The 19454-nt window shown below is 52.0% G+C and carries 18 protein-coding genes and 1 pseudogene; 8 read left to right on the forward strand and 11 right to left on the reverse strand.

The genetic code is table 11. The annotated features are described in order from the left end of the window. Positions 1 to 236 precede the first annotated feature (236 nt). From EHV15_RS13830 to EHV15_RS13850, 5 genes and pseudogenes are all read right to left on the reverse strand, one after another. Complete coding sequence (locus EHV15_RS13830; protein ID WP_128631724.1) at positions 237 to 1529, reverse strand: MFS transporter; 1293 nt, start codon at positions 1527 to 1529, stop codon at positions 237 to 239. Between the two features lie 179 nt (positions 1530 to 1708). After that, a complete protein-coding gene (locus tag EHV15_RS13835; protein ID WP_128631725.1) occupies positions 1709 to 2173 on the reverse strand; it encodes a MarR family winged helix-turn-helix transcriptional regulator in 465 nt (154 codons plus the stop codon). A 108-nt stretch (positions 2174 to 2281) separates the two neighbouring features. Next, positions 2282 to 2830, reverse strand: coding sequence for a glutathione peroxidase (locus tag EHV15_RS13840; protein ID WP_128631726.1), 549 nt, complete (start codon positions 2828 to 2830; stop codon positions 2282 to 2284). A 163-nt stretch (positions 2831 to 2993) separates the two neighbouring features. Then, positions 2994 to 3551, reverse strand: coding sequence for a 5' nucleotidase, NT5C type (locus EHV15_RS13845; protein WP_128631727.1), 558 nt, complete (start codon positions 3549 to 3551; stop codon positions 2994 to 2996). Between the two features lie 23 nt (positions 3552 to 3574). Further along, a pseudogene (locus EHV15_RS13850) lies at positions 3575 to 3817 on the reverse strand (hypothetical protein); the annotation flags it as partial. A gap of 126 nt (positions 3818 to 3943) precedes the next feature. Between EHV15_RS13850 and EHV15_RS13855 the strand changes: the two are divergent. Further along, entirely contained in the window at positions 3944 to 5377 is a 1434-nt protein-coding gene (locus EHV15_RS13855) for a serine hydrolase domain-containing protein (RefSeq protein ID WP_128631728.1), read from the forward strand. A gap of 255 nt (positions 5378 to 5632) precedes the next feature. Beyond that, a complete protein-coding gene (locus EHV15_RS13860) occupies positions 5633 to 7312 on the forward strand; it encodes a DUF6138 family protein (RefSeq protein ID WP_128631729.1) in 1680 nt (559 codons plus the stop codon). Here EHV15_RS13860 and EHV15_RS13865 read toward each other — a convergent pair. Beyond that, complete coding sequence (locus tag EHV15_RS13865) at positions 7288 to 7473, reverse strand: hypothetical protein (RefSeq protein WP_128631730.1); 186 nt, start codon at positions 7471 to 7473, stop codon at positions 7288 to 7290. The genes EHV15_RS13860 and EHV15_RS13865 overlap by 25 nt on opposite strands. A 70-nt stretch (positions 7474 to 7543) precedes the next feature. On the opposite strand from EHV15_RS13865, the gene EHV15_RS13870 reads away from it, so the two are divergent. Continuing rightward, positions 7544 to 8131 carry a hypothetical protein gene (locus EHV15_RS13870; RefSeq protein ID WP_128631731.1) on the forward strand — a complete coding sequence of 196 codons (588 nt, stop codon included), beginning with the start codon at positions 7544 to 7546 and terminating at the stop codon, positions 8129 to 8131. Between the two features lie 178 nt (positions 8132 to 8309). On the opposite strand, the gene EHV15_RS13875 is transcribed toward EHV15_RS13870, so the two are convergent. Next, positions 8310 to 8864: a GNAT family N-acetyltransferase gene (locus EHV15_RS13875; RefSeq protein WP_128631732.1), complete on the reverse strand. Its 555-nt coding sequence runs from the start codon at positions 8862 to 8864 to the stop codon at positions 8310 to 8312. 725 nt (positions 8865 to 9589) lie between these two features. On the opposite strand from EHV15_RS13875, the gene EHV15_RS37310 reads away from it, so the two are divergent. Further along, positions 9590 to 9685, forward strand: a complete 96-nt coding sequence (locus EHV15_RS37310) for a putative holin-like toxin (protein WP_311284003.1) — start codon at positions 9590 to 9592, stop codon at positions 9683 to 9685. A gap of 300 nt (positions 9686 to 9985) precedes the next feature. On the opposite strand, the gene EHV15_RS13880 is transcribed toward EHV15_RS37310, so the two are convergent. Further along, entirely contained in the window at positions 9986 to 10852 is an 867-nt protein-coding gene (locus EHV15_RS13880; protein ID WP_246061548.1) for a sulfurtransferase, read from the reverse strand. A 15-nt stretch (positions 10853 to 10867) separates the two neighbouring features. Beyond that, the gene (locus tag EHV15_RS13885) at positions 10868 to 11080 is read right to left on the reverse strand and encodes a hypothetical protein (protein WP_128631733.1); all 213 of its coding nucleotides are present in this window, start codon (positions 11078 to 11080) and stop codon (positions 10868 to 10870) included. Between the two features lie 203 nt (positions 11081 to 11283). Between EHV15_RS13885 and EHV15_RS13890 the strand changes: the two genes are divergently transcribed. Beyond that, on the forward strand, positions 11284 to 12228 hold the full coding sequence (locus EHV15_RS13890) for a DMT family transporter (RefSeq protein ID WP_128631734.1): 945 nt from the start codon (positions 11284 to 11286) through the stop codon (positions 12226 to 12228). 209 nt (positions 12229 to 12437) lie between these two features. Here EHV15_RS13890 and EHV15_RS13895 read toward each other — a convergent pair whose 3' ends face one another. After that, a complete protein-coding gene (locus tag EHV15_RS13895; protein WP_128631735.1) occupies positions 12438 to 13448 on the reverse strand; it encodes an iron-hydroxamate ABC transporter substrate-binding protein in 1011 nt (336 codons plus the stop codon). Between the two features lie 161 nt (positions 13449 to 13609). Further along, a complete protein-coding gene (locus EHV15_RS13900; RefSeq protein WP_128631736.1) occupies positions 13610 to 15310 on the reverse strand; it encodes a molecular chaperone HscC in 1701 nt (566 codons plus the stop codon). 333 nt (positions 15311 to 15643) lie between these two features. Between EHV15_RS13900 and EHV15_RS13905 the strand changes: the two genes are divergently transcribed. The 3 genes from EHV15_RS13905 to EHV15_RS13915 all read left to right on the forward strand — a co-directional run bounded on the left by EHV15_RS13905 (position 15644) and on the right by EHV15_RS13915 (position 19434). Beyond that, positions 15644 to 17584: a J domain-containing protein gene (locus tag EHV15_RS13905; protein ID WP_128631737.1), complete on the forward strand. Its 1941-nt coding sequence runs from the start codon at positions 15644 to 15646 to the stop codon at positions 17582 to 17584. Positions 17585 to 17792: 208 nt separating this feature from the next. Beyond that, positions 17793 to 18789 (forward strand): IS630 family transposase gene (locus tag EHV15_RS13910; protein WP_218571273.1). Its coding sequence is split into 2 segments (ribosomal slippage): positions 17793 to 18235 and positions 18234 to 18789, totalling 999 coding nucleotides; the frame shifts between segments, so codons are not numbered across the junction. 51 nt (positions 18790 to 18840) lie between these two features. Further along, positions 18841 to 19434 (forward strand): DUF1266 domain-containing protein, encoded by a 594-nt coding sequence (locus EHV15_RS13915; protein ID WP_128631738.1) that lies wholly within the window; start codon positions 18841 to 18843, stop codon positions 19432 to 19434. Positions 19435 to 19454 lie beyond the last annotated feature (20 nt).

Genomic DNA, 19454 nt, shown 5'->3' on the forward strand with positions numbered 1-19454 from the left:
CCGCTATTATTGGAAAATGGGGCCAGTTGGGGGTTCTACCCAACGTTTTCATCAGAATAAGACCCAAAATTTCCTCTATTCTGCTGACAAGGGGAAAATATCAAAAATAGCGGTAAAGATTACCGCTATCGCTAGGTAGGGGCTACCACCGCAAACTCACTTACGGAGCTTCCCAACTACAATTCTGCCACAAGTTCTGCCACAAGTTCTGCCGCAATCTCTCTAACAGAACTAGTTTAAGCCGCCGCCCGGGCGCTGCCGGTTTGGTTTTTGCGGATTTGCACCGCCATCACGGAGGCGACGAAACATAAGAAGCCGGCGATGACAAAAGCCTGGGAGTAGCTGCCGAGCGCGTCGCGCAGGGCGCCTGCGCCGTAGGCCGCGGCCGAAGCGCCGATCTGGTGGGCGACGACAACCCAGCCGAAGATCATGCCGGACTTCTCCTTCCCGAACGCTTCGCCCGCAAGCTTAACGGTTGGCGGAACGGTTGCGATCCAATCCAGGCCGTAAAATACGGAGAAGACGACAAGCATGTAAGGCGAGGCGCTATTGAGCGCAAAGGGCAGGAACAACAGGGACAACCCGCGCAGCCCGTAATAACAGAACAGCAGCTTGCGGCTGTCGAACCGGTCGGACAACCAGCCCGAAATCGTGGTGCCGAACAAGTCGAACACCCCCATCATCGCAAGCAGCCCGGCGGCCGCCACCTCCAAGATCCCGTGGTCTCCGCAGGCGGCGATCAGGTGGGTGCCGATGAGCCCGTTCGTGGACAAGCCGCAAAAAAAGAAAGTGCCGGCGAGCAGCCAAAACGTCGCGTTCCTCATAGCCAACCGTAAATTTTGCAGCGGCGCGAGAAAAATATTCCCCTGGAAAGGGGCCGGCTTCACCAGTTCGCTCGAACCGTACGGCGCGGCGCCAACGTCATACGGGTGATTCCGCATCCAAACGGCCACGGCCGCAAGCACGATTACGATGCTGGCTACGGCGATATAAACGGCGTATCTCCAGCCGAAATCGGACGTCAATTTGGCGAACAGCGGCAGAAACAGCAGTTGGCCGGTGGCGGCGCTGGCCGTCAGCAGTCCGACGACAAGCCCTCTGCGCTTCACGAACCACTGATTGCTGACCGTCACGCCAAGCACATTGGCCATCATGCCTGTCGCCAGCCCGGAAACGAGCCCCCACAGCAGCTCGAATTGCCACAAGGAGCGGATAAAAGGAGTAACGGCCAGGCTAAGTCCTAAAATGGCCAGCGAACATACGATGACTTTGCGGAACCCAAACTTCAGCAGCAGAGCTGCCGAGAAGGGGCCGACCAGCCCGTAAAGAAAAATGCCTACCGAGATGACGCTGGAAATACTGCCGCGGCTCCAGCCGAATTCATGCTCAAACGGAACGAGCAAAACGCTGGGCAGCGAGCGGATGCCCGCCGATACAAGCAAAGTCGCAAAGGTCAGCAGGACGATAATCCAGCCGTAATAAATCTTCGATTTGGGCCTGAGTTGGCCTTGTTCCTTCGTTATGCTCATCTATGGTTCTCCCTCTTCGTTGTATTTTGTTTGTACATACAAAACTATTAAAAAAAGCCCAAGTTGCTTTTCCTGGAGCCGCCGGGGGAATGGAAAAGGCGTACACCCGGAGACCTTAGCCGCACTGCGCGCTGTGTGCTGCATGCCGGCGCCGCCGGTTAGGCCTCGTACATCACACTTTACCGCTCGATCTGCTCGCTTGCGGATTCCTGCTGACGGGTCAGCACATCGGCCAATTCTTTGCCGAGGAGAGCTTCGTAAGAGGCCTTAAGCTTTTTGGAAGCTTCAAGCAGTGATTCCTTCATGGCGATCCCTTTGTCCGTCGGGTACACAAGTACGGTTTTTCCCTGGACCTTGCGCTCCACCAGCTGCTTTCCCGCCAGCTTGTCGATAAAACGGGTCAGCGTGGAGGGAGTAATGTACAGCTTCTCGGAAAGCTCCTTTTGGGTGATGCCGGGATGGGCAATAACGAGCCGCACCAGGTAACCGTAGGCCGGAGCTAGACCCGTCATGGCGAACGCCTCGTCGGCGAGACGCGTAATCGCCCGGCTCAAGCGGTTGGTGGTGAAGTACATACAGGTGTGCAAAAACGCTCCGTCTTCCTCAGGGGCCGGCTTTGCGTCGGTGTTTGGTTCCTGCGGCATGGAAGTTCCTCCTTATCAGATCGAAGTTGGGAAGCTATTTCGATTGTATTTTGTATGTACAACAAAAATACAGGAGGCGAATGATATTGTCAAGAGGTCTGCCGTCAATTATCCGATGACCCGCTCAATGAAAGGGTGGATGTCTTCCGGCTGTACCGTGGGTTCGAATCTCGCTTTCACCTGACCGTCATGATCGATCAAAAACTTCGAGAAATTCCACTTCACCCCGTTGCCCGCGTAGATGTCCGGATATTTTTGCCGCAAAAAATCCCGCATCCACCGGCCGTCCGCGCTTTCCGGATCAAATCCTTGAAAAGGCGCCTGCTCCGTCAAATATTGGAAAAGCGGATGTACCGTCTCACCGCGAACGTCAATTTTCTCAAACAGAGGGAACGTTACGCCGAAATCCCGCTGACACGTTTCCCGCACTTCGGCATTGCTCCCGGGTTCTTTACCGTTAAACTGGTTGCAGGGAAATCCGAGAATTTCAAAACCATGCTCCCGCCAGGTTTCGTAAAGCTTCTGCAGCCCGGCGAATTGGCGTGAAAAGCTGCATTTGCTGGCCAGGTTGACGATCAGGAGTACTTTCCCGCGATAGGCGGATAATTCAATTTGCTTGCCGTCGATCGACACGGCTTGAAAGTCGTAAACGGTCATTTTGGCGTGCCTCCTTTATTTCCGGCTTAATTCCCGGCGTTGGGAGCTTTTTTACGCTCCTGCCACATTCAGCATATCGCCAAAACCCGAATAGGAGAAATATATAATTCTTATATGCTTGATAGGCAACCGGTATAAAAGGGACGCGGCCGAACGTTCATTTTCATGAACCTTCGGCCAGCAGGCGGTTGACCAGCTCGCTCATGCCCTTCCAGGAATCTTTCATTAGGAACTGTTCCTGAATCGGGGCGTTCCAGGGGCGGGGAATGCCGATCGTTAATTTGCCGGCTTCCTTGGCGGGAAGCAGGTTGTGCGGTCCGTCATCGATCAGCAGGTCGAAATTGACCAGGGACTTGCGTCTGGCGATAAAAAAGTTCTCGTACGGAATAAAGGGCATATGGCGCTGCAGCCAGTTCCATTTTTCCGGAACCGCGGATGGTCTGGCGGCCGTAACGATGATGACGTCATGTTCGAGCGTGATTTTCCGCACTTCCTCCACCGTATGCTCGTCAAAAATTTCAAGCTCTTCATACAAACCCGGCCGTCCGAAAAAGATGTCCTCATTGCAATCGGGATGCCAAATTTTCGTCATGTCAAAGCTGTTCATCTTCTCCATGGTCAGCGGCTGGCCGGGGTACAGCAAATTGTGGTAGTGTATCGCTTTCGGCACGAGATGGCAGATCGTATCGTCCATATCGATGGCTACAATTTTTTTGCGCATGGTCGTAATCTCCTGATTGTGTTTTATATTTTCTTGATCCAATAGTAACGGTGCAGGTCCATAATAAAATGAAAAAGCACAATGGCGAGCAGCGTATATACGGACATAAGCACGGCGGCCACCATTCGCTGGGCGGCAAAAGAAACGATAAGGTACCAGGGACTGCGCAGCCCGAGCATGCCGTAAGCGAACTTCTGGTTCGCGGTCATCAGGCCGAGCACTGCCACGATCCCGAAGACGCCGCGGAACAGCACATAATTCAACTGCAGCCTCCACTCCCGGCCTGCCGATGAAAAACTTTTAATTTATCGTAACATAAGCCGCCGTTTTTTATCTATAATTGAATCAGCCCGTTTCAAGTTTCAAAATTTCCAAATAAGGGAGATGGAAACATGAACATCTTGGGAAAAACGCTGCCGAGAAAAAGTATGGAGGAGTTGGGAATTTCGGCTCGCCATGTTATCGATTTTCTGGACAAAATGAAAACGCAATCAATCGAGCTGCACAGCTTTATGCTGGTGCGCCACGGACATGTGGCGGCGGAAGGCTGGTGGGAGCCCTACGGCCCGGAGCTTCCTCATATGCTGTTTTCGCTGAGCAAAAGCTTCACCTCGACCGCGATCGGCATGGCGGTGCAGGAAGGGCTGCTGACGTTGGACGATCCGGTTGTCTCCTTTTTTCCGAATGATCTGCCTGACGAAGTTTCATCCAATCTGGCTGCGATGCAAATCCGCCATTTGCTGATGATGGGCACCGGCCATGCCGCCGATACGATGGAAGCGCTGCACGAAGCGGAGGATGGCAACTGGGTCAAGGCCTTTTTAAAGCAGCCGGTGGAACATGAGCCCGGAACGTTTTTCCTGTATAACACCGGTGCCACTTATATGCTGTCGGCGATTTTGCAGCAGGCGTCCGGTCAAACGCTGCTTGAGTTCTTGCGACCCCGGTTGTTTGAGCCGCTTGGCATTGAACATCCGGCCTGGGAAACCTGTCCGCGCGGCATCCATACCGGGGGCTTCGGCTTGAAAGTTACGACCGAGGATATCGCCAAGTTCGGCCAATTGTATCTGCAAAAAGGATTATGGTACGGCCGGCGGCTGGTGGAAGAAAGCTGGATTGAAGCGGCGGCCTCGAAACAGATTTCCAACGGGGACGGCGGGGACAGCGACTGGGCCCAAGGGTACGGTTATCAGTTTTGGCGCTGCCGTCACGGCGCATATCGGGGGGACGGGGCGTTCGGACAGTTTTGCATCGTTTTGCCGGAGCATGACGCGGTGATTGCGATGACAGCGGGCACGAACGATCTTCAGGGCGTGCTGAACGGGGTATGGGATCATTTGCTTGGCTCCTTTGTGCCGATCCCGGCGGTCCCTGATGGTTCGTCCGGGGAGCTGGAGCGCCGGCTGCGGGAACTTCGTCTTGAACCGCCGCGGATGGAGCGTTGCTCGGACGCCGAAAACCGGCTGAACGGGCAAAGCTATAGCCTTGAAAAGAACGAGAAGGGTCTGACAAGTTTCCGTGTGGATTTTAACGAAAATAAGGCCAGCCTGCGGATCAAAAACAAGCAAGGGGAGCATGCCTTTGAATTGGGCCGGGGCGAATGGATCATCGGGCGGTCGTCCCTGTCCGGGCCGGAGGAACGCATCGCCGCATCTTTTACCTGGCAGAACGCGAAAACGCTGCTGCTGACGATTCGGCGGATTGAGACGCCGTTTACCCTGAGCGTCGAAGTTGAACTTGTTGAACAGGGGATTGAAATCCGCAGCGAAATCAATGTATCTTTTGGGGAAACGAAAGCCGCTCCGATCCGGGGGACGCAAGGGTAAAGAGAACGTTATATCTCTTGGTCTATCGTTGATACAGTTGCAAAAAGTACAATAAGTTATCCGGAAATGCTGTCACGGCGCTTGATTAAGTGCAAATCATGCAATTATTCCGCTTTTTTTTGAAGGTAAGGTAAAAAGACGGAGATATAATTGCATGAAATGCACTTAAAACGAATGATTGGGTAAATTGATAGAAAGTTAGTTGTATGATTTGCAATTAATCATCATCGCTTTCATTAATCAGGAGGACAGATAATGAACCAGGCTGTGGAAGCCTTTTTGAATGAGGTATGGGAAGAAGTAACTGCAATATACGCCAAAGAGAGCAAGCGGATCAATGAACTTAAAAATCAAAGCAGACTGCAAGCGGGAATCATGGATTACCTCCGAGTAGCCTGGAGAAAAGGCAAGCATACCTGGGAAGCGGGGAAAATTCACATCGATGTTTATGAGCCGTTCTCTTGGAGCGACAGTTCCTACAAAATAGAAGCGGGTGCTTATATAGCGGAGTTGACCGATGAACTTCTGACCGAGGAGTTCTTTCCTGCCTTGTGCGGGCTTGTAGACGGCCTGTTCCGCTCGCAGGAACTGGGGCCCCGTTTTTTTGATTACAAGTTTGAAATTGTATTTGAGTTTGAACGGGAGAGCGCGAAAAAAACGCTGAACCGCCAGTTGTTTAATGAGCCCAAAAGGAGTCAACTGCAAAAGTCGCTGGAACAGTTTATCCAAACCAAGATTCTCCCTGATCCGCCCGTGCAGCCGGGTGAGCAGGATATGTTCTTTTTCGCCCGACATTTGGTCAATCCTGATCTGATGAAGCAGGAAGCAAGAGAGCTCGAACCCTTGATCCGCCGCCTTTCCGGCAAGCTGCATAAGAACCAGAAACGTAAAAACGAATGGATCCGGCATTATACATCGGCTTTCAGGAGCTGGGCGCAGGATCGTTTTTTACCGCAGCATTTTGATCGTACCGGTGGTTACGGAAACGAGTGGATTTTGAAGGAGGAGCCGGACAGGCCTTCCTTGGATGGCGGCGAAATGGAATTCTTCTTATATGCGGCCCTGCAGATCGGCTTCACCGAGCCGGATACCCGGCAGAAGTACCTGGAGCTTGCGGTCCAATTGGGCTCGGAACAGGCAGCCGGTTATTTGAAAACGGGCAGCGGAAAATTTGCGAGTACCTATAAGGGGGCGCGGATTGAAGGCAGGAACAACGACGTTACGCAAACGATCGAGATTCGAATCCTATCCGAAGAGGAGCTTGCTTACGGGGAAGCGCTGGATTACATCATCGGTCTTCTGCGGCAAGGTTTTCCTAAAAGCTACGAACTCAAGTTGAAGAGCAGCCAGAAACATTTCCTGCCGATAAAAAAGTTGGCGAAGTCCAAGCTGCATCAGTTTTTTGCAGGTGCGCTCAGTTATCCGGCCCTGTTCCCCAAGCTTGCGGAATATGCGGATACCGCGCTGGAAGAGTTCGCTTGGTACCGGGATGTGGAACCGGGCGAGAAATCGGTGATGCCGGGCACCTATGCCGTATTGGGCCTCGGCTTGTACAGTGAAGCCTACTTTCCATTGGTCTGCCGTTATATGGAGCTAGTGGATACGGAGCATCAAATGGTGCAGGACGGCTATGCGGAGGCATTTATTGAGGCGCATGGCATGAAAGAGGAGCATATGCCGGTAATCGTCTCCATTTTGCTGGGAGGCAACGAGGAAGGAAGGCTGGTCAAAAATGCGACAATTGATCGCCCCGAGCTTGCCGAGGCGCTCTTCGAGGCATTGAAAGGCAAAGAGAATCATGAACGCGAGCTGGTTGTATGCCGGATCTTCGGGAGCGTGAAAAAACTGGCCGCAGCGGCCCGAAAAGCCCAGCCGCCGCTAAAGGAAGGCCTGGAACAACTGCTCTCGCTTCAAATGTTAATGTTGTTGAAGTAATTTAAGCCTTCCACCATATCATCAAACGAGATCCGGTCCATATCGCCCGGCCATTGATTGGGGGCCCAGCCCAGCGTAACCCGGTCGCCCGGAATTGGATACTTTCGTATTTCTATGCCGTCGCCGGTAAACGTGCCAATGTACTTGCTTAATGCGTACAATCCAATTATCGCCAATTCTCTGATGGCAAAAGAAAGTACTTGGAGTACCTGGAGAGGACGTATAAACAGTATGTTAGGTAAACTTTTGAATACCGGGTTTGAAGAAGAACTGAAGCGGCTGAAACGGGAGTGTGAGCAGGCTGAGGAATGGATCGTTATCGGCCATACGCTGCTGGTCGGTGATCCGATTATTGTCGACCTCGGCGAAGCCGGACATCCGGTCTCCTATCTGATGCACGGCATGGGAGAGTGGGATGCGGGCAGCTATATTGCCGGTTCAATGCAGCATTTGAGAGAGGACGTCGAAAAAGTCAATCAATGGATGACAGGCCAAAGTAGGCCGCAAGCGAATCGAAATTTGCCGGTCACGTGTGCCGAGTTGGATGCCCTGGCCGCTGAAATCGCGGAGATGGACTATGCTGATGCGGAAACCTGGAAGATGCTGCTTAACCCGGCATACGAATCGGCCAAGGCGTATGAAGAGGAGATGATCCGGCAAATTCGGGCGATGAATGGACAAGGGACGCCACTCAAAGAAATGGCCGATCGGCTCGGAATCCCTATGAAGCAGGTGTACGGCTTTTTGAAAATGATCAAGGCCTCATCAAATGAATTGCGGGGGTTGCAAGACGGTGGAATTTATACGGGATCAAGCTGAGGCATTCAATAGAACGGGAAGGTATGCGGAAACGCTAATTTTTACGCGGAGGCCGCGGTTCTGCTGGGAGAGTATGCAAAGGCCGCACAGGCCGCCCGGCAATTCGGGGAGATTTACCGGATTGCTAAAGAGAGCCTTGCCTTGGGTCAAACCGTGGAAACGTGTCACTCGTCTATGCTCATTCAAAAATGAGATACCAAAATATCGCAGTTTCATCGCTGTTTTTATGAATGCCCCGATATAGATGAAAATCAAATCCGCCTATTACAAAGCCGCAGCACCGGTAAAATTCACATGCTTTCACGTTGTTGCTCTGGGTTTCCAGCATGATTCCGGCCATTCCGCCATCTTGCGCCCACCGCTTGGCCTGTTCGATCAGTTTACGGCCTATTCCGTACCCTCTATAATTTTTGTCTACCGCGATGTCTTCTATAAGAGCATAGTTGTTCCAGTTCCGTTTCAATACGATCCGGCCGACTGCTCTATTCTCTATGCAAGCCAAATACACGCTTTGATCGGGGCTGCTGATGTAGTCCGAATAGTCTTCGACCGCCGTATTCTCAAACTGTGCATCCGAATAGCTTTTTGTGTAGCTGGGAATTTTGTTTACCGTGAAATCGATTTGCCGGCCGGTCAGGGACAAGCTGAGGGTGGAATCTACAGTAAAACTGTCATCGATATCTTGCCAGGTGTTTTTATCTTTAACTGTGAGTTCTCGGATTATGATATCCATATTCATATTCATCTCCTATTTTTCCGCAGCGTTTGAAAGTTAAAGTCAGGAATCGTACTTTTTAGCGTATAGGAACCTTCCGAAACTTGTTTAAAACTAAATCGTTTGCAGAATTAATCCAGAAAAGTCATACAAATGGACATAGTGTTGTTTCCCGACCAAAGACTACTAGTTTGAGGGCTGAGATGTACGAATTCCACCCCCAACATATCGCCAAACCAATGCCCGCGCTCAGCGCGGGCCTTCTTTTATAGCCAAATGAAACAAAACTGAAGTGGGGGATGGTGGATGGAACGAAAAACGGCTCAAGACCAAAATCAGTGCTTGACAAAATAAATGATGACGGAGATGGGGGGAGGGGTTGTCTCTCCAAACCACTTTGCACGATCATCCCTTTGGTTAAGGAAGCTAAGTCACCTGGTCAAACGGGATAATCGTGCAAAGTCTCCGGATAGCGAGTCTCGCTCCAGGCCACGGTCTGTTGTCGGCTTGACTGTCAAGCACTGATGATTAGGTCCTGGGCATCGGCCTGAAAACCAACGAGCATCCAATTTATATGTTTCTCTGGGCTTTATAGAAGCAGGTCGTGATGAAAGGGAAATCATACGAGAATTGAGATTTTCGAGAAACGGGAACGCTTGATCGCATGTCAAATAAACGTTAAGATAGAGTTGTACAATTGAACCTTGGTTGGGCGTGGTTTCCCTTCGAAAGGAGGTGAAGCCATGGAAATAAAAGATGCAATTCTCATCATGATCGCTTTTTCAACATTTGTCATTGCTCTTCTAACATACATCGCGAATAACTACAAGAGAAAGTAAAAACCCACCCCAAGGTTTAGCGGCCAAAGGTGGGTTTTTGTCCTTTTCAGCTTAGAAGGGAAATCCATCCAAGCCAATTGTATAGGCCGAGTGTTCGCTGCACTCGGTCTTTCTATCGTGATTTTAACATATGCGGTATCGCATAAACAAGTGAATTGATACAGCAATTACCATCGGAGAAAAACTTTTTTTTCTTCTTGTTGCAAACTGTTGAACGAGAACGCCAAAAAGGGCCCAAATAGGTCACTTGCCCCTAACCTGTAAAAGCCCCCTAGCCGCGTCCGACACGGCCCTCGGCTCTTACTCTTCTCCCGTCGCGACCGGATTCTCACTGTATGAGATCCAGTCGCTCCAGCTTCCCGCGTACAGCTTCACCTGCGGATAGCCGAGCTTGTGCAAGGCGAGCACGTTTGGGCAGGCGCTGACGCCGGAGCCGCAGTACACGATGACCTCGCGTCCGGCATCCAGTGCATCGGTTACCGGAGCGAGCTGCGCCTTGAGCTGCTCGTCGTTTTTCCAGGCTCCGCGTTCGTCGAGCAGCTCCTTCCAGAAGCGGTTGATCGCGCCGGGAATATGCCCGGCCTTGGCGTCCAGCGGCTCGGTGAGGCCGGCGTAGCGTTCCGCGGCGCGCGAGTCGACGAGCACGGTGCCGGGATCGCCGAGCGCCCGGCGGACGTCCTCCACGCCGGCCAGCATTTCCGGCCGGAGGGTGGGGGTGAAGGCGGCGGGCACGACGGTCCGCCGCTCATCGGTGACAGGGTAGCCGCCGGCTTGCCAGGCGGCAAATCCCTCGTCCATGACGTAGACTTCGTCATGGCCCAGCCAGCGCAGCAGCCACCACAACCGGGCGGCGTTTATGCCCCCTTGATCGTCGTACGCGACGACCCGGGAGGCATTGCCGATCCCTGCCCGGCCCAGCCGCTGCGCGAGCGCTTCCGGGGCGGGCAGCGGATGGCGCCCGCCGTGCACGTCTACCGGTGCCGAGAGATCGTGTTCGAGATCGAGAAAGACGGCACAGGGAATATGGGCGGCGGCGTAAGCTTCGCGCCCCGCCTCCGGATGGCCGAGCTCAAAGCGGCAATCGACAATGACGAGGTCGGGCTCGTACATGCGGGCAAGGAGCCACTGTTTGGATACGATCGGTTGGATCAAAGGCGTCGGATTCATTTTAAATTACCTCCTTTATTTGCGGATCTCGAAAAATTGGCATTCCCGGCGCGGATGGTAAGTAATGTCGCTGACACCGGATTGGGTAATAATCGTCTCTTCGGTAAAACGAATGATCTGCGTGTTATTTTCGATGAGATGGTCGTCCCGGAAAACGCGAACGCGCTGCTTGCGGTCAAGGGCTTCCTGAAAGTCGGCATCCGTAAACAACTCTCTTGTTATAGGCATATGTAAGGCTCCTTTTAAGCGGGGAATCGTTTTTATCTTCATTGTAACCCGATCTGCCTGCCGGGGAAAGCCGGACCGGAATTTCACCATATTCCGTTGCCAAATTTGATTGAGGATGTTTCGCCGTTTCGCTATAATATAGGGGTTTGCGATTCGCATTATGAACGGACATAGACTAACCATGGAAGCAGGGACCTGCCAGTATGAATTCGAGTGCCAAATTGTCGGCGAAATACGAAATCCTCTACATCATCGGGATTATCGCCATTTCTTTCTCTTCGATTTTTGTCCGCTGGTCGAGCGCGGATGTATCGGTGATCGCAATGTACCGCTTATATTTAACCAATTTGCTGATGCTTCCGCTGCTGTGGAAATACCGCGAGGAGATATTCCGGCTTAGCGCCAAACAGTGGGCGCAGTTGCTGTTCTCCGGCTGTATGCTGGGGCTTCATTTTTTGCTGTGGATGCAGTCCCTCCGCTTGACCACCGTTGCCAGTTCTACCGTCATCTTGACGTTGGAGCCGATCCTGGTCATGCTCGGTTCCTTTTTCCTGTTTGGCGCAAAAATCAACAAGGCGATGATGATCGGCATCGGCATGGCGCTCATCGGTTCAATCGCCATCGGATCCGGGGATTTTTCGCTGTCCGGGCAAGCGGCGGCCGGCGATTTGCTGTCCCTGCTCGGGACGATTGCCGTCGCCATCCACATGCTGGCCGGTAAGCAGCTTCTGAAGCATATCAGCGCTTTTGTCTACAATTTTCTGGTGTTTGCCGTCGCGGCGACTTCACTGGCGGTATATAACATCGTTTGCGGGCTGCCTTTTACCGGATATGCTCCGCGGGAATGGGGGATTTTTCTGCTGCTTGCCATCGTCCCCACTTTGTTTGGACATTATCTGTTCAACTGGCTGATGAAATATCTCAGCGCCTCGGCCGTGTCGATGGCTGTGCTCGGCGAACCGGTATTCGCTTCGCTGCTCGCCTGGCTGCTGTTGAAGGAAAGCCTGACTGCGCTCCAGCTTTCGGCGGGCGTGCTGATCTTGTGCGGCGTATGGATTTTTATCAGGTACGGAAAAGAGACCGCCAACCGCGAGGATAAAAGCCCGAAGGCTTTATCGGGGGCGGGGGACGGGAGAAAAGCGGGCTGAGCGGGGGCAAGTTGGCTGAGCGCAAGGTCAGCTGGAGGACCGAAGGCTAGGGGAAAGCCATCACGATTGGATGGACCGTTATGATTAGCTAGAACAACAGACGCGGCAAAAGCCCCGGGAGCAAAGCGCTGACTGACGCTAAGCCAACCGGGGCTGAAACGTGGTGCGGAGCGGAGCGGGGAAACGGCGACTTGGGCGCACCCCCGCTTTTATTTTCCTTTGTTGCTGGAGATGATCATATCGACGAACAGGCCGATTTGTTCCTTGATGGCGATCGGGTCGTAGCGGTAAAACGTGTCGAAGTCATTGTAAAAGACTTTGTTGTTTTTGATCGCGCCGATGTTTCTCCAAACCGGGGAGGCTTTCAGGTTGTTCAGCGCTTCGCCGGTTTTGTCCGGGTCATAGGTCGTCAGGAACATGTAATCGGCGGCATATTCCGGCAGCGCCTCCAGCGACAGCTGAAAGGTGGATTCCTTCGGATCCCATTTTTCCGGCCCCTTGAGCTGCAGCGCGTTATACAGCACCTGGCCTCCGCGCCCGGCGTTGTCCCCGAAAATCCACAGCTCGCCTTTGTTGGTCAGCTCATAGATGCCAAACGTGTCGTCCTCTTTGACGACGCTTTTCAGCTTTTCCCGGCCTTCGGCGGCCTTTTGGTCATAGTCGGCCAGGAAGGCTTTGGCTTTCTCGGGTTCGCCTACGATGTCGCCGAACGTCTCCACGGTGTTATAGATGTCCGTGGTCGTACCGTAAGGCAGGTACAGCGTCGGCGCGATTTTGGACAGCTCGTCGTAATTTTCGTCGTACATCACCACGATTAAATCGGGCGCAAGCTCGAGCGTTTTTTCCAAATTGACGGGGTTTGCCCCGACATCCTCGGTATTCGCCAGCAGATCCTTGAGGAACGGGTTGTTAAAAGCGTCCGGTTCCGCGCCTACCACGTTGCCTCCCACGGCCAGCAGCTCTCCGGCGTAAAAGTCGGTCACGATCCGCTGCGGCTTCACCGGAATTTCGACCGGCCCTTTGACCGTATCGTAAGTACGGGTCTCGGCAGCAGTCGAATCGGCGTTGCCGTTCGCCTCGGCAGCGGCTTTAGTGCCCGTATTTTGCGCGGTGGTGTTCGTAGCCCCGCCCGCCTGATTGGAGCCGCCGCAAGCGGTTAAGACCAGGGTCAGCGTAAAGACGCAGGCCGCAACGGAAAGTACGGATTTTCTCTTAAACATGATAAATTGTCCCCCATATATGTCTGGTATTTTTATCTCGTACAATCAACAATGATAATCATTATCAATTTTCTAAAAGAACTATATCAGGTTCCATTTTCCGTGTCAACAAACAAAAAAGCCGATCCCCCAAGGTTATTCAGGGGCGGCTTTTGATGCCTTTAAAACTCGGTCCACCTTTCCAGCGAGTCGAGCTTCTGCTTGAAGATGACGCTCTTCTTCTTGATTTCCTGTTCGTTCTGCGAGGCGAGAACCCGTTCGAAATCCAGGATCAGACTGGAGATGTAATCTCGTTTTTCGCTCAGGGACTCCTCGTATAGGCGTTCTCCGCGGGCGAGCAGGAGGCGGTTTTCGCTGCGGTCGCGCGGATGGATTTTCAGATGCTTCAGCTCTTCGAGCCGGGCTTTGATCTGTTCCGGGGAAGTTTGACCCGGGTTTTTCTCGATAATCATCGTTTTTTTCTCGCCGGTGCTTACTACCGTAACTTCAACCTCAAGCACGCCATTAATATCGTAGGTGTACCGAATGTCGATGCTCTGTTCGCCTCCGGGAGCGGCAGGCACCTGGATATCGAGATTGCCCAGCCGGACGTTATTTTCCACTCTGCGGCTTTCGCCTTGATAGATGTCGATGCGAACGAATGTCTGATTGTCCCGAATCGTATATACACGATCCACTTTACTGACCGGAATCGGCGTGTTGCGTTCGATAATGGGGAGAAAATGGCCGCTTTCATAAACGTCTTCTTTAATCTCTTTGGCTATGCTTGTTCCCAGCGTAAACGGGCATACATCGGTCAGGATCATTTCCTGCAGGCTGGCGTCACGGTCTTTCAAGGCCACCTGGATGGCGGCGCCCAAAGCGACCGCTTCGTCCGGATTGATCTGTGAAAAGGGAAGTCTTCCGAACATTTTGCTGACGATCGATTTGATGATCGGCATCCGGGTGGCTCCCCCGATGAGGATGACGGCATCAAGGTCATGCGGCGTTAGTGACGCATCCCGAAGCGCCCGCTCAATCGGGCTCCGCAGCCGCAAGAGAAGCTGCGCGGCCAGTTGTTCGTATTGGCTGCGGTTCACCGTCAGCTGCAGGGTTTGGCCTTCGTGCACAAACACCATTTCCCCCGCGTTTTCGTTCCCTAAAATAACCTTGCACAGCTCCGCCTGTTTGATGAGCGCCGTCTTTTCTTTGGTGGCCAGGTTCGCGTAATCAATTCCGTGAGTTTCCGCGAAATGCGACAGCAGCACTCCGGTAAAATCCTCCCCGCCAAGGTAATTGTCCCCGGCGATCGACTGCACCTGCATCACGCCTTCAAACAATTCAAGCACGGATACGTCAAACGTACCGCCGCCGAGGTCAAATACGAGGAACCTGGTGTCCGCTTCCTGCTGGTGCAGGCCGTAAGACACCGCCGCCGCGGTAGGCTCGCTGATGAGCCGCTCCACGTGCAACCCGGCTAAAGCCGCCGCGCGCAAGGTCGCTTTCCGCTGCGCGTCGTTAAAATAGGCGGGCACGCTGATGACGGCCTCTTCCACCTCTTCGCCCAAGTAGGCTTCGGCGTCTTCTTTTAAAGCGCGCAGTATAAAGGAAGACAGATCCTCGGGAGAAAACTCATGCTCCCCAAGCCGATACATCTTGTCCGTTCCCATATAACGTTTAAAAGTGGCAGCCGTAAGATGAGGGTGTGTAATCATCCGCTCCTTGGCGATTTGGCCTACCAAAACTTCGTTGTTGTCGTCCAAACTGACCACGGAAGGCGTTAAATGCTTGCCGAGGGAGTTGGGAATAATGACCGGACCATGCTCCGTCCAATAAGCTGCAAGGGAATTTGATGTTCCCAGGTCGATTCCGATTTTTGCCATAGTTATGTACCTCGTAGTTCATTTTATATATTAAGTTTATCGGATAAAAGCGGCTGATTTTGAAATTGTTGAAATTTCATTATACAAATAACGAATAACTGTTAACCCGGGGAAAATCTATGTCGATAATAAACTAGTAGACGATCATCGAAAAATAAGACCCTAAAGTTCCCCTATTTTATGGGGACGGACGATACTGAGCACAAGACTAATATAGAACAAAGTGATCCATGGCCCCTGTCCGCAGATAAGCCATATTATTTCCGGATCATTCTACTAGATGCTGTTTGTAAAGATAGGTGAAAACTAAGAACCCGGCGGTGAAATGACGGTTTGAACATATGGAAAATCCTTGGGATCGATCCGACGCAGGATCAATCGCAAATTCGTAAGGCGTATGCCCGGATGCTTAAAAAATACCATCCTGAGGATGACCCGGAGGGTTATCAACGTTTGCGGGAAGCTTTTGACGAGGCGATAAAGCTGGCTAAACGGGGCGAAGTTTTCCTGGACGTTTTCCTTGACGGAGAGGAAACGGAGGAAGAGGAAGACGAAGCCTCGGAAGAGGAAGGCGCCGAAGAGAAGGGTGAAACTGCGGAAGAGGAGCCCAATGCGGAATCTTTGGAATTTCCGGCGTTTGAAGAGGTTTGGAATTTGGAAGACAGCCGGAGAGAAGGCCCGCCATTGAGGCAGTCGCCTGAAGAACTGGTGGCGGAATTTATAGAAGAAATGGACGATTTATATTTAAATTTCGCTACCCGCTGCAATGTTTCCTTATGGGCTGAGCTGCTGAACGGCGACATTATTTGGGAGCTGGGGAACCAGAGCTTGTTGGCTAACCGGATGCTTGAATATTTGAATGAGCACTATTTTTTGCCCGAAGCGGTGTGGGGGTTGCTGGATGATGCCTTCGGGTTGGAGGAGAGGTCCGCTAACGATCCTTCCGGCTTTGCAGAGCAATACCCTAAGGTATGCGAATATGCCTTTAGGAGCTCCCCTGCCGCAACATTGGGATATTCCGTCCTGACCGGGGCGGAAGAAAGCGATGTTGAAGCCTATCTGCATGCCCGCGAAGATTTTGTAACGGCAATGCTGGCGATTGAAACTAAGGAAGCGCGTGAGGCGTTGGAACGGGCGCTTGGGATTTATGACCGCGACGCAGAGCTCCTTCGCCTGCAAATCGAGTTTTACCGGCAAAATGGTGAATTGGAGCAGGCGTTGTCTGCCTGCGACCTGTGGGTTCGCCAATTTGGCGGAGATGGGGAAGTGATGATCGTTCGCGCCGCCATACTGCTGAATATAGGACGTACGGATGAAGCGCGGGAAGAGCTTGAACGGATCAGGCCCGCAAGGCCCGATGACGCGGAAGTTCTGTCGTTATTGGGGCGGTGTTATATTCGGCTGGAGCATATGGATTCAGCCCGCGAGGCCTACCACCGGATGCTGCGGCTTTATCCGGGGGATATCGAAGCGGCCATGGGCTTGGCCAAAATCGATGCATACATATGCGGGTTGCCGCGTCCTGGCAAAGACCGCCGAAAGCAAATGCGGCAGCTCAAAAAAGAATGGGGCAAGCATTCGCTGACGGGATTTTTAAAAAAGCTGGCGAGCTTTTTATGGCTGAGAAAAGGGCTCTTTTTCTGCATTGTTTTACTGCATATTATGTTGCCGATTGCCTGGTACTCCAATATGGAAGTTTCCTTCCCGGAATACGTGAAGCAGGAGGTCTTTCCGTCCGAACCGCCTTTGGTAACGACGGCGGAAGAGCTGAAAAGCGTTCCTCCCGGAAGCGCGGTTCGGCTGAAGCTGACGAATGCGTTTTTTACAGGCATTCTTGAGATTGAACAGAAGGATGCCGACGGGAGAGAGACCGCCTCTTATATGCTGCAAAGTGCAGCGACCCAAAGGAACTTGATGGACCATATGACGGGATACATTAGCCAGGGTAAGGCGGGGGATATCACCGTTCTTGCTTTGACCGGCTACGAGGAGAGCAAGCGGATCCACGAAAACCATGAGATTGAACTTCAGGGGATTGTCCAGGATTTTTCCGGCCCGGCATTACAGTCATTGCGTGAATATTGGGAAGGAAAGCAAGGAAGTACGGATTCCTCGCCTCCGCTCGTTCTTTATGTGAATGCCAGGGACGGCGTGGGCAGCGGTATCTTGGACATCCCAGTGAAGGTCATACTGTTTGCCATTGTTTTGTGTTTATTATATTGCCGGTTTATCTTACTGCTGTACCGAAGCAAGCGTTTTCTGCTGTATAAATAAGCTGGGAAGGAGGGAGTGCCGTGGCGACTGCCGCCAACAATCTATATATTCGGCAATAGATAGTTGGAATAATTTTCTGGACAGTGAGAGCAGAGTCGTATATCGTAAAATTATTACTCTATGAGCCGGTGAGGTACGACAAGTGAAACTGCCAAAACTTCTTGAAGAAGATCGGAACAATCCTGAAATTCTAGCGATTAAAGCGGCCATGAAAGCAAACAAAGACTTGAGAATGCACGAAAGATATCAAACGATCTTGCTTGATCTACAAGGCGTGTCCAAGAAAGACATCAGCAAGATCATCGGACGTTCTCTTTCCACTATCTACAATTACACCAATGCCTATCATCAAGAAGGCATTCAAGGGTTGAGAATCGAAACGCCTCCGGGACGTCAGCCTTTTCTGAGCGCCGAACAAGAGCAATATGTCTATCAAACGGTTGTCAATCAGACACCTGCGGATGTTGGCTTTCCTGCAAAAATGAATTGGACTTCACCGATCATCCGAAAATGGATTGAGCGAGAGTTTGGCGTGTTGTATTCGGACCGCGGAACCCGAGAACTGCTTTATCGATTGAAGCTCAGCTTCACGGTGCCAACGTACACCCTGGCCAAGGCAGACCCTGCGAAGCAGGAAGCATTTGTGCAGGAGTTTGAAGCCTATAAAAAAACTCCTGAACGGTGAAATCGACCGCATCTTGTTTATTGACGAGTCCATGATTCGTGACTACCAAGCGCTATCCCGAACCTGGTTTGCCAAAGGCCAACAGAGAATCGTCCCCACCTACGGCAAGCATCACGGAGCCAAGTTGATTGGTTCGCTGGATTACGAGACAGGAGAGGTGTTCTGCACACAAGAAATCCAATATACCGCACAAGAATTTTTATCTTTCCTGGAAAAACTGTTGCAGAAATACGAAAATCAGAACATCGTCCTTGTACTGGACAATGCGAAAATACATCACGCGGCGTTGATCCAACCCTTTTTGACCGAGCATCAGTCCGTTCTCACGTTGTTGTATCTTCCTCCCTATAGCCCGAAGCTGAATCTCATCGAAGGACTCTGGGGCTGGCTCAAGGAATCGGTCATTAATAACGTCTTTTTTGATACGGTTCAGAAAATTCGCAAGGCCGTTCAAGGCTTCATCCATGAGATCAATAAAACACCCGAAGTGACTGTCGATAGACTCTGTGTGCAATTATAAATCCCTACTGCCGAATATATAATAAAAGGATGGAAAACTGCCGCGTATACCATGCTGGCCGTGATCCCCGTAGGGGGAGCGGCGGATTACTATATTAACAATCCCGAGAAAACGTACCGGGGCGAGCGCTATCTGAAGGGGACATTAGCTCAGCATGGGGTGGAAAACCCGGAGCAGCTTAAGATGAGTTTGGAATGGCAATTTTCAAAAGGGATTCGTGCTGAATTTTCACGTATGTACCGGGAGCTATGTTTGCTGCCTGAAGCGGAGCGTGCCCGCAGAATTGAAGCCGAGGCGAGTCCTTACGTGCAGCATAAGCTGGCCGTAACCGATCATTACTTGCGGCGCATGCCGTCCGGCGGAGTGGGGGCGTACGATTTTGCCGTCAACGCATTGAAATGTGTGTCCGGCGAGCGCCTGGGCTGGTTAACCGCCGATGAAGCGCGGACGTGCGTGCATCAGTGCGTAAGCCTGACCCGGGAGCATTATTCCAACTGGCATGACTATTGCATTGGCTTTGCTGTTGGGCTGGAATTTGTCTCCATCGATCCCAATTCCTCCAACTACGTAATCGAGGGCATAAGACGTCTAAGAAGATTGCTCAATTTTAAAGACAGCCCGCTGGTAAAGGAGAAGTTTTTCTAGTCTAAAGAGTGTCAAAGACG

It is taken from the genome of Paenibacillus oralis, assembly GCF_003863965.1.
Taxonomy (GTDB): Bacteria; Bacillota; Bacilli; order Paenibacillales; family Paenibacillaceae; genus Fontibacillus; species Fontibacillus oralis.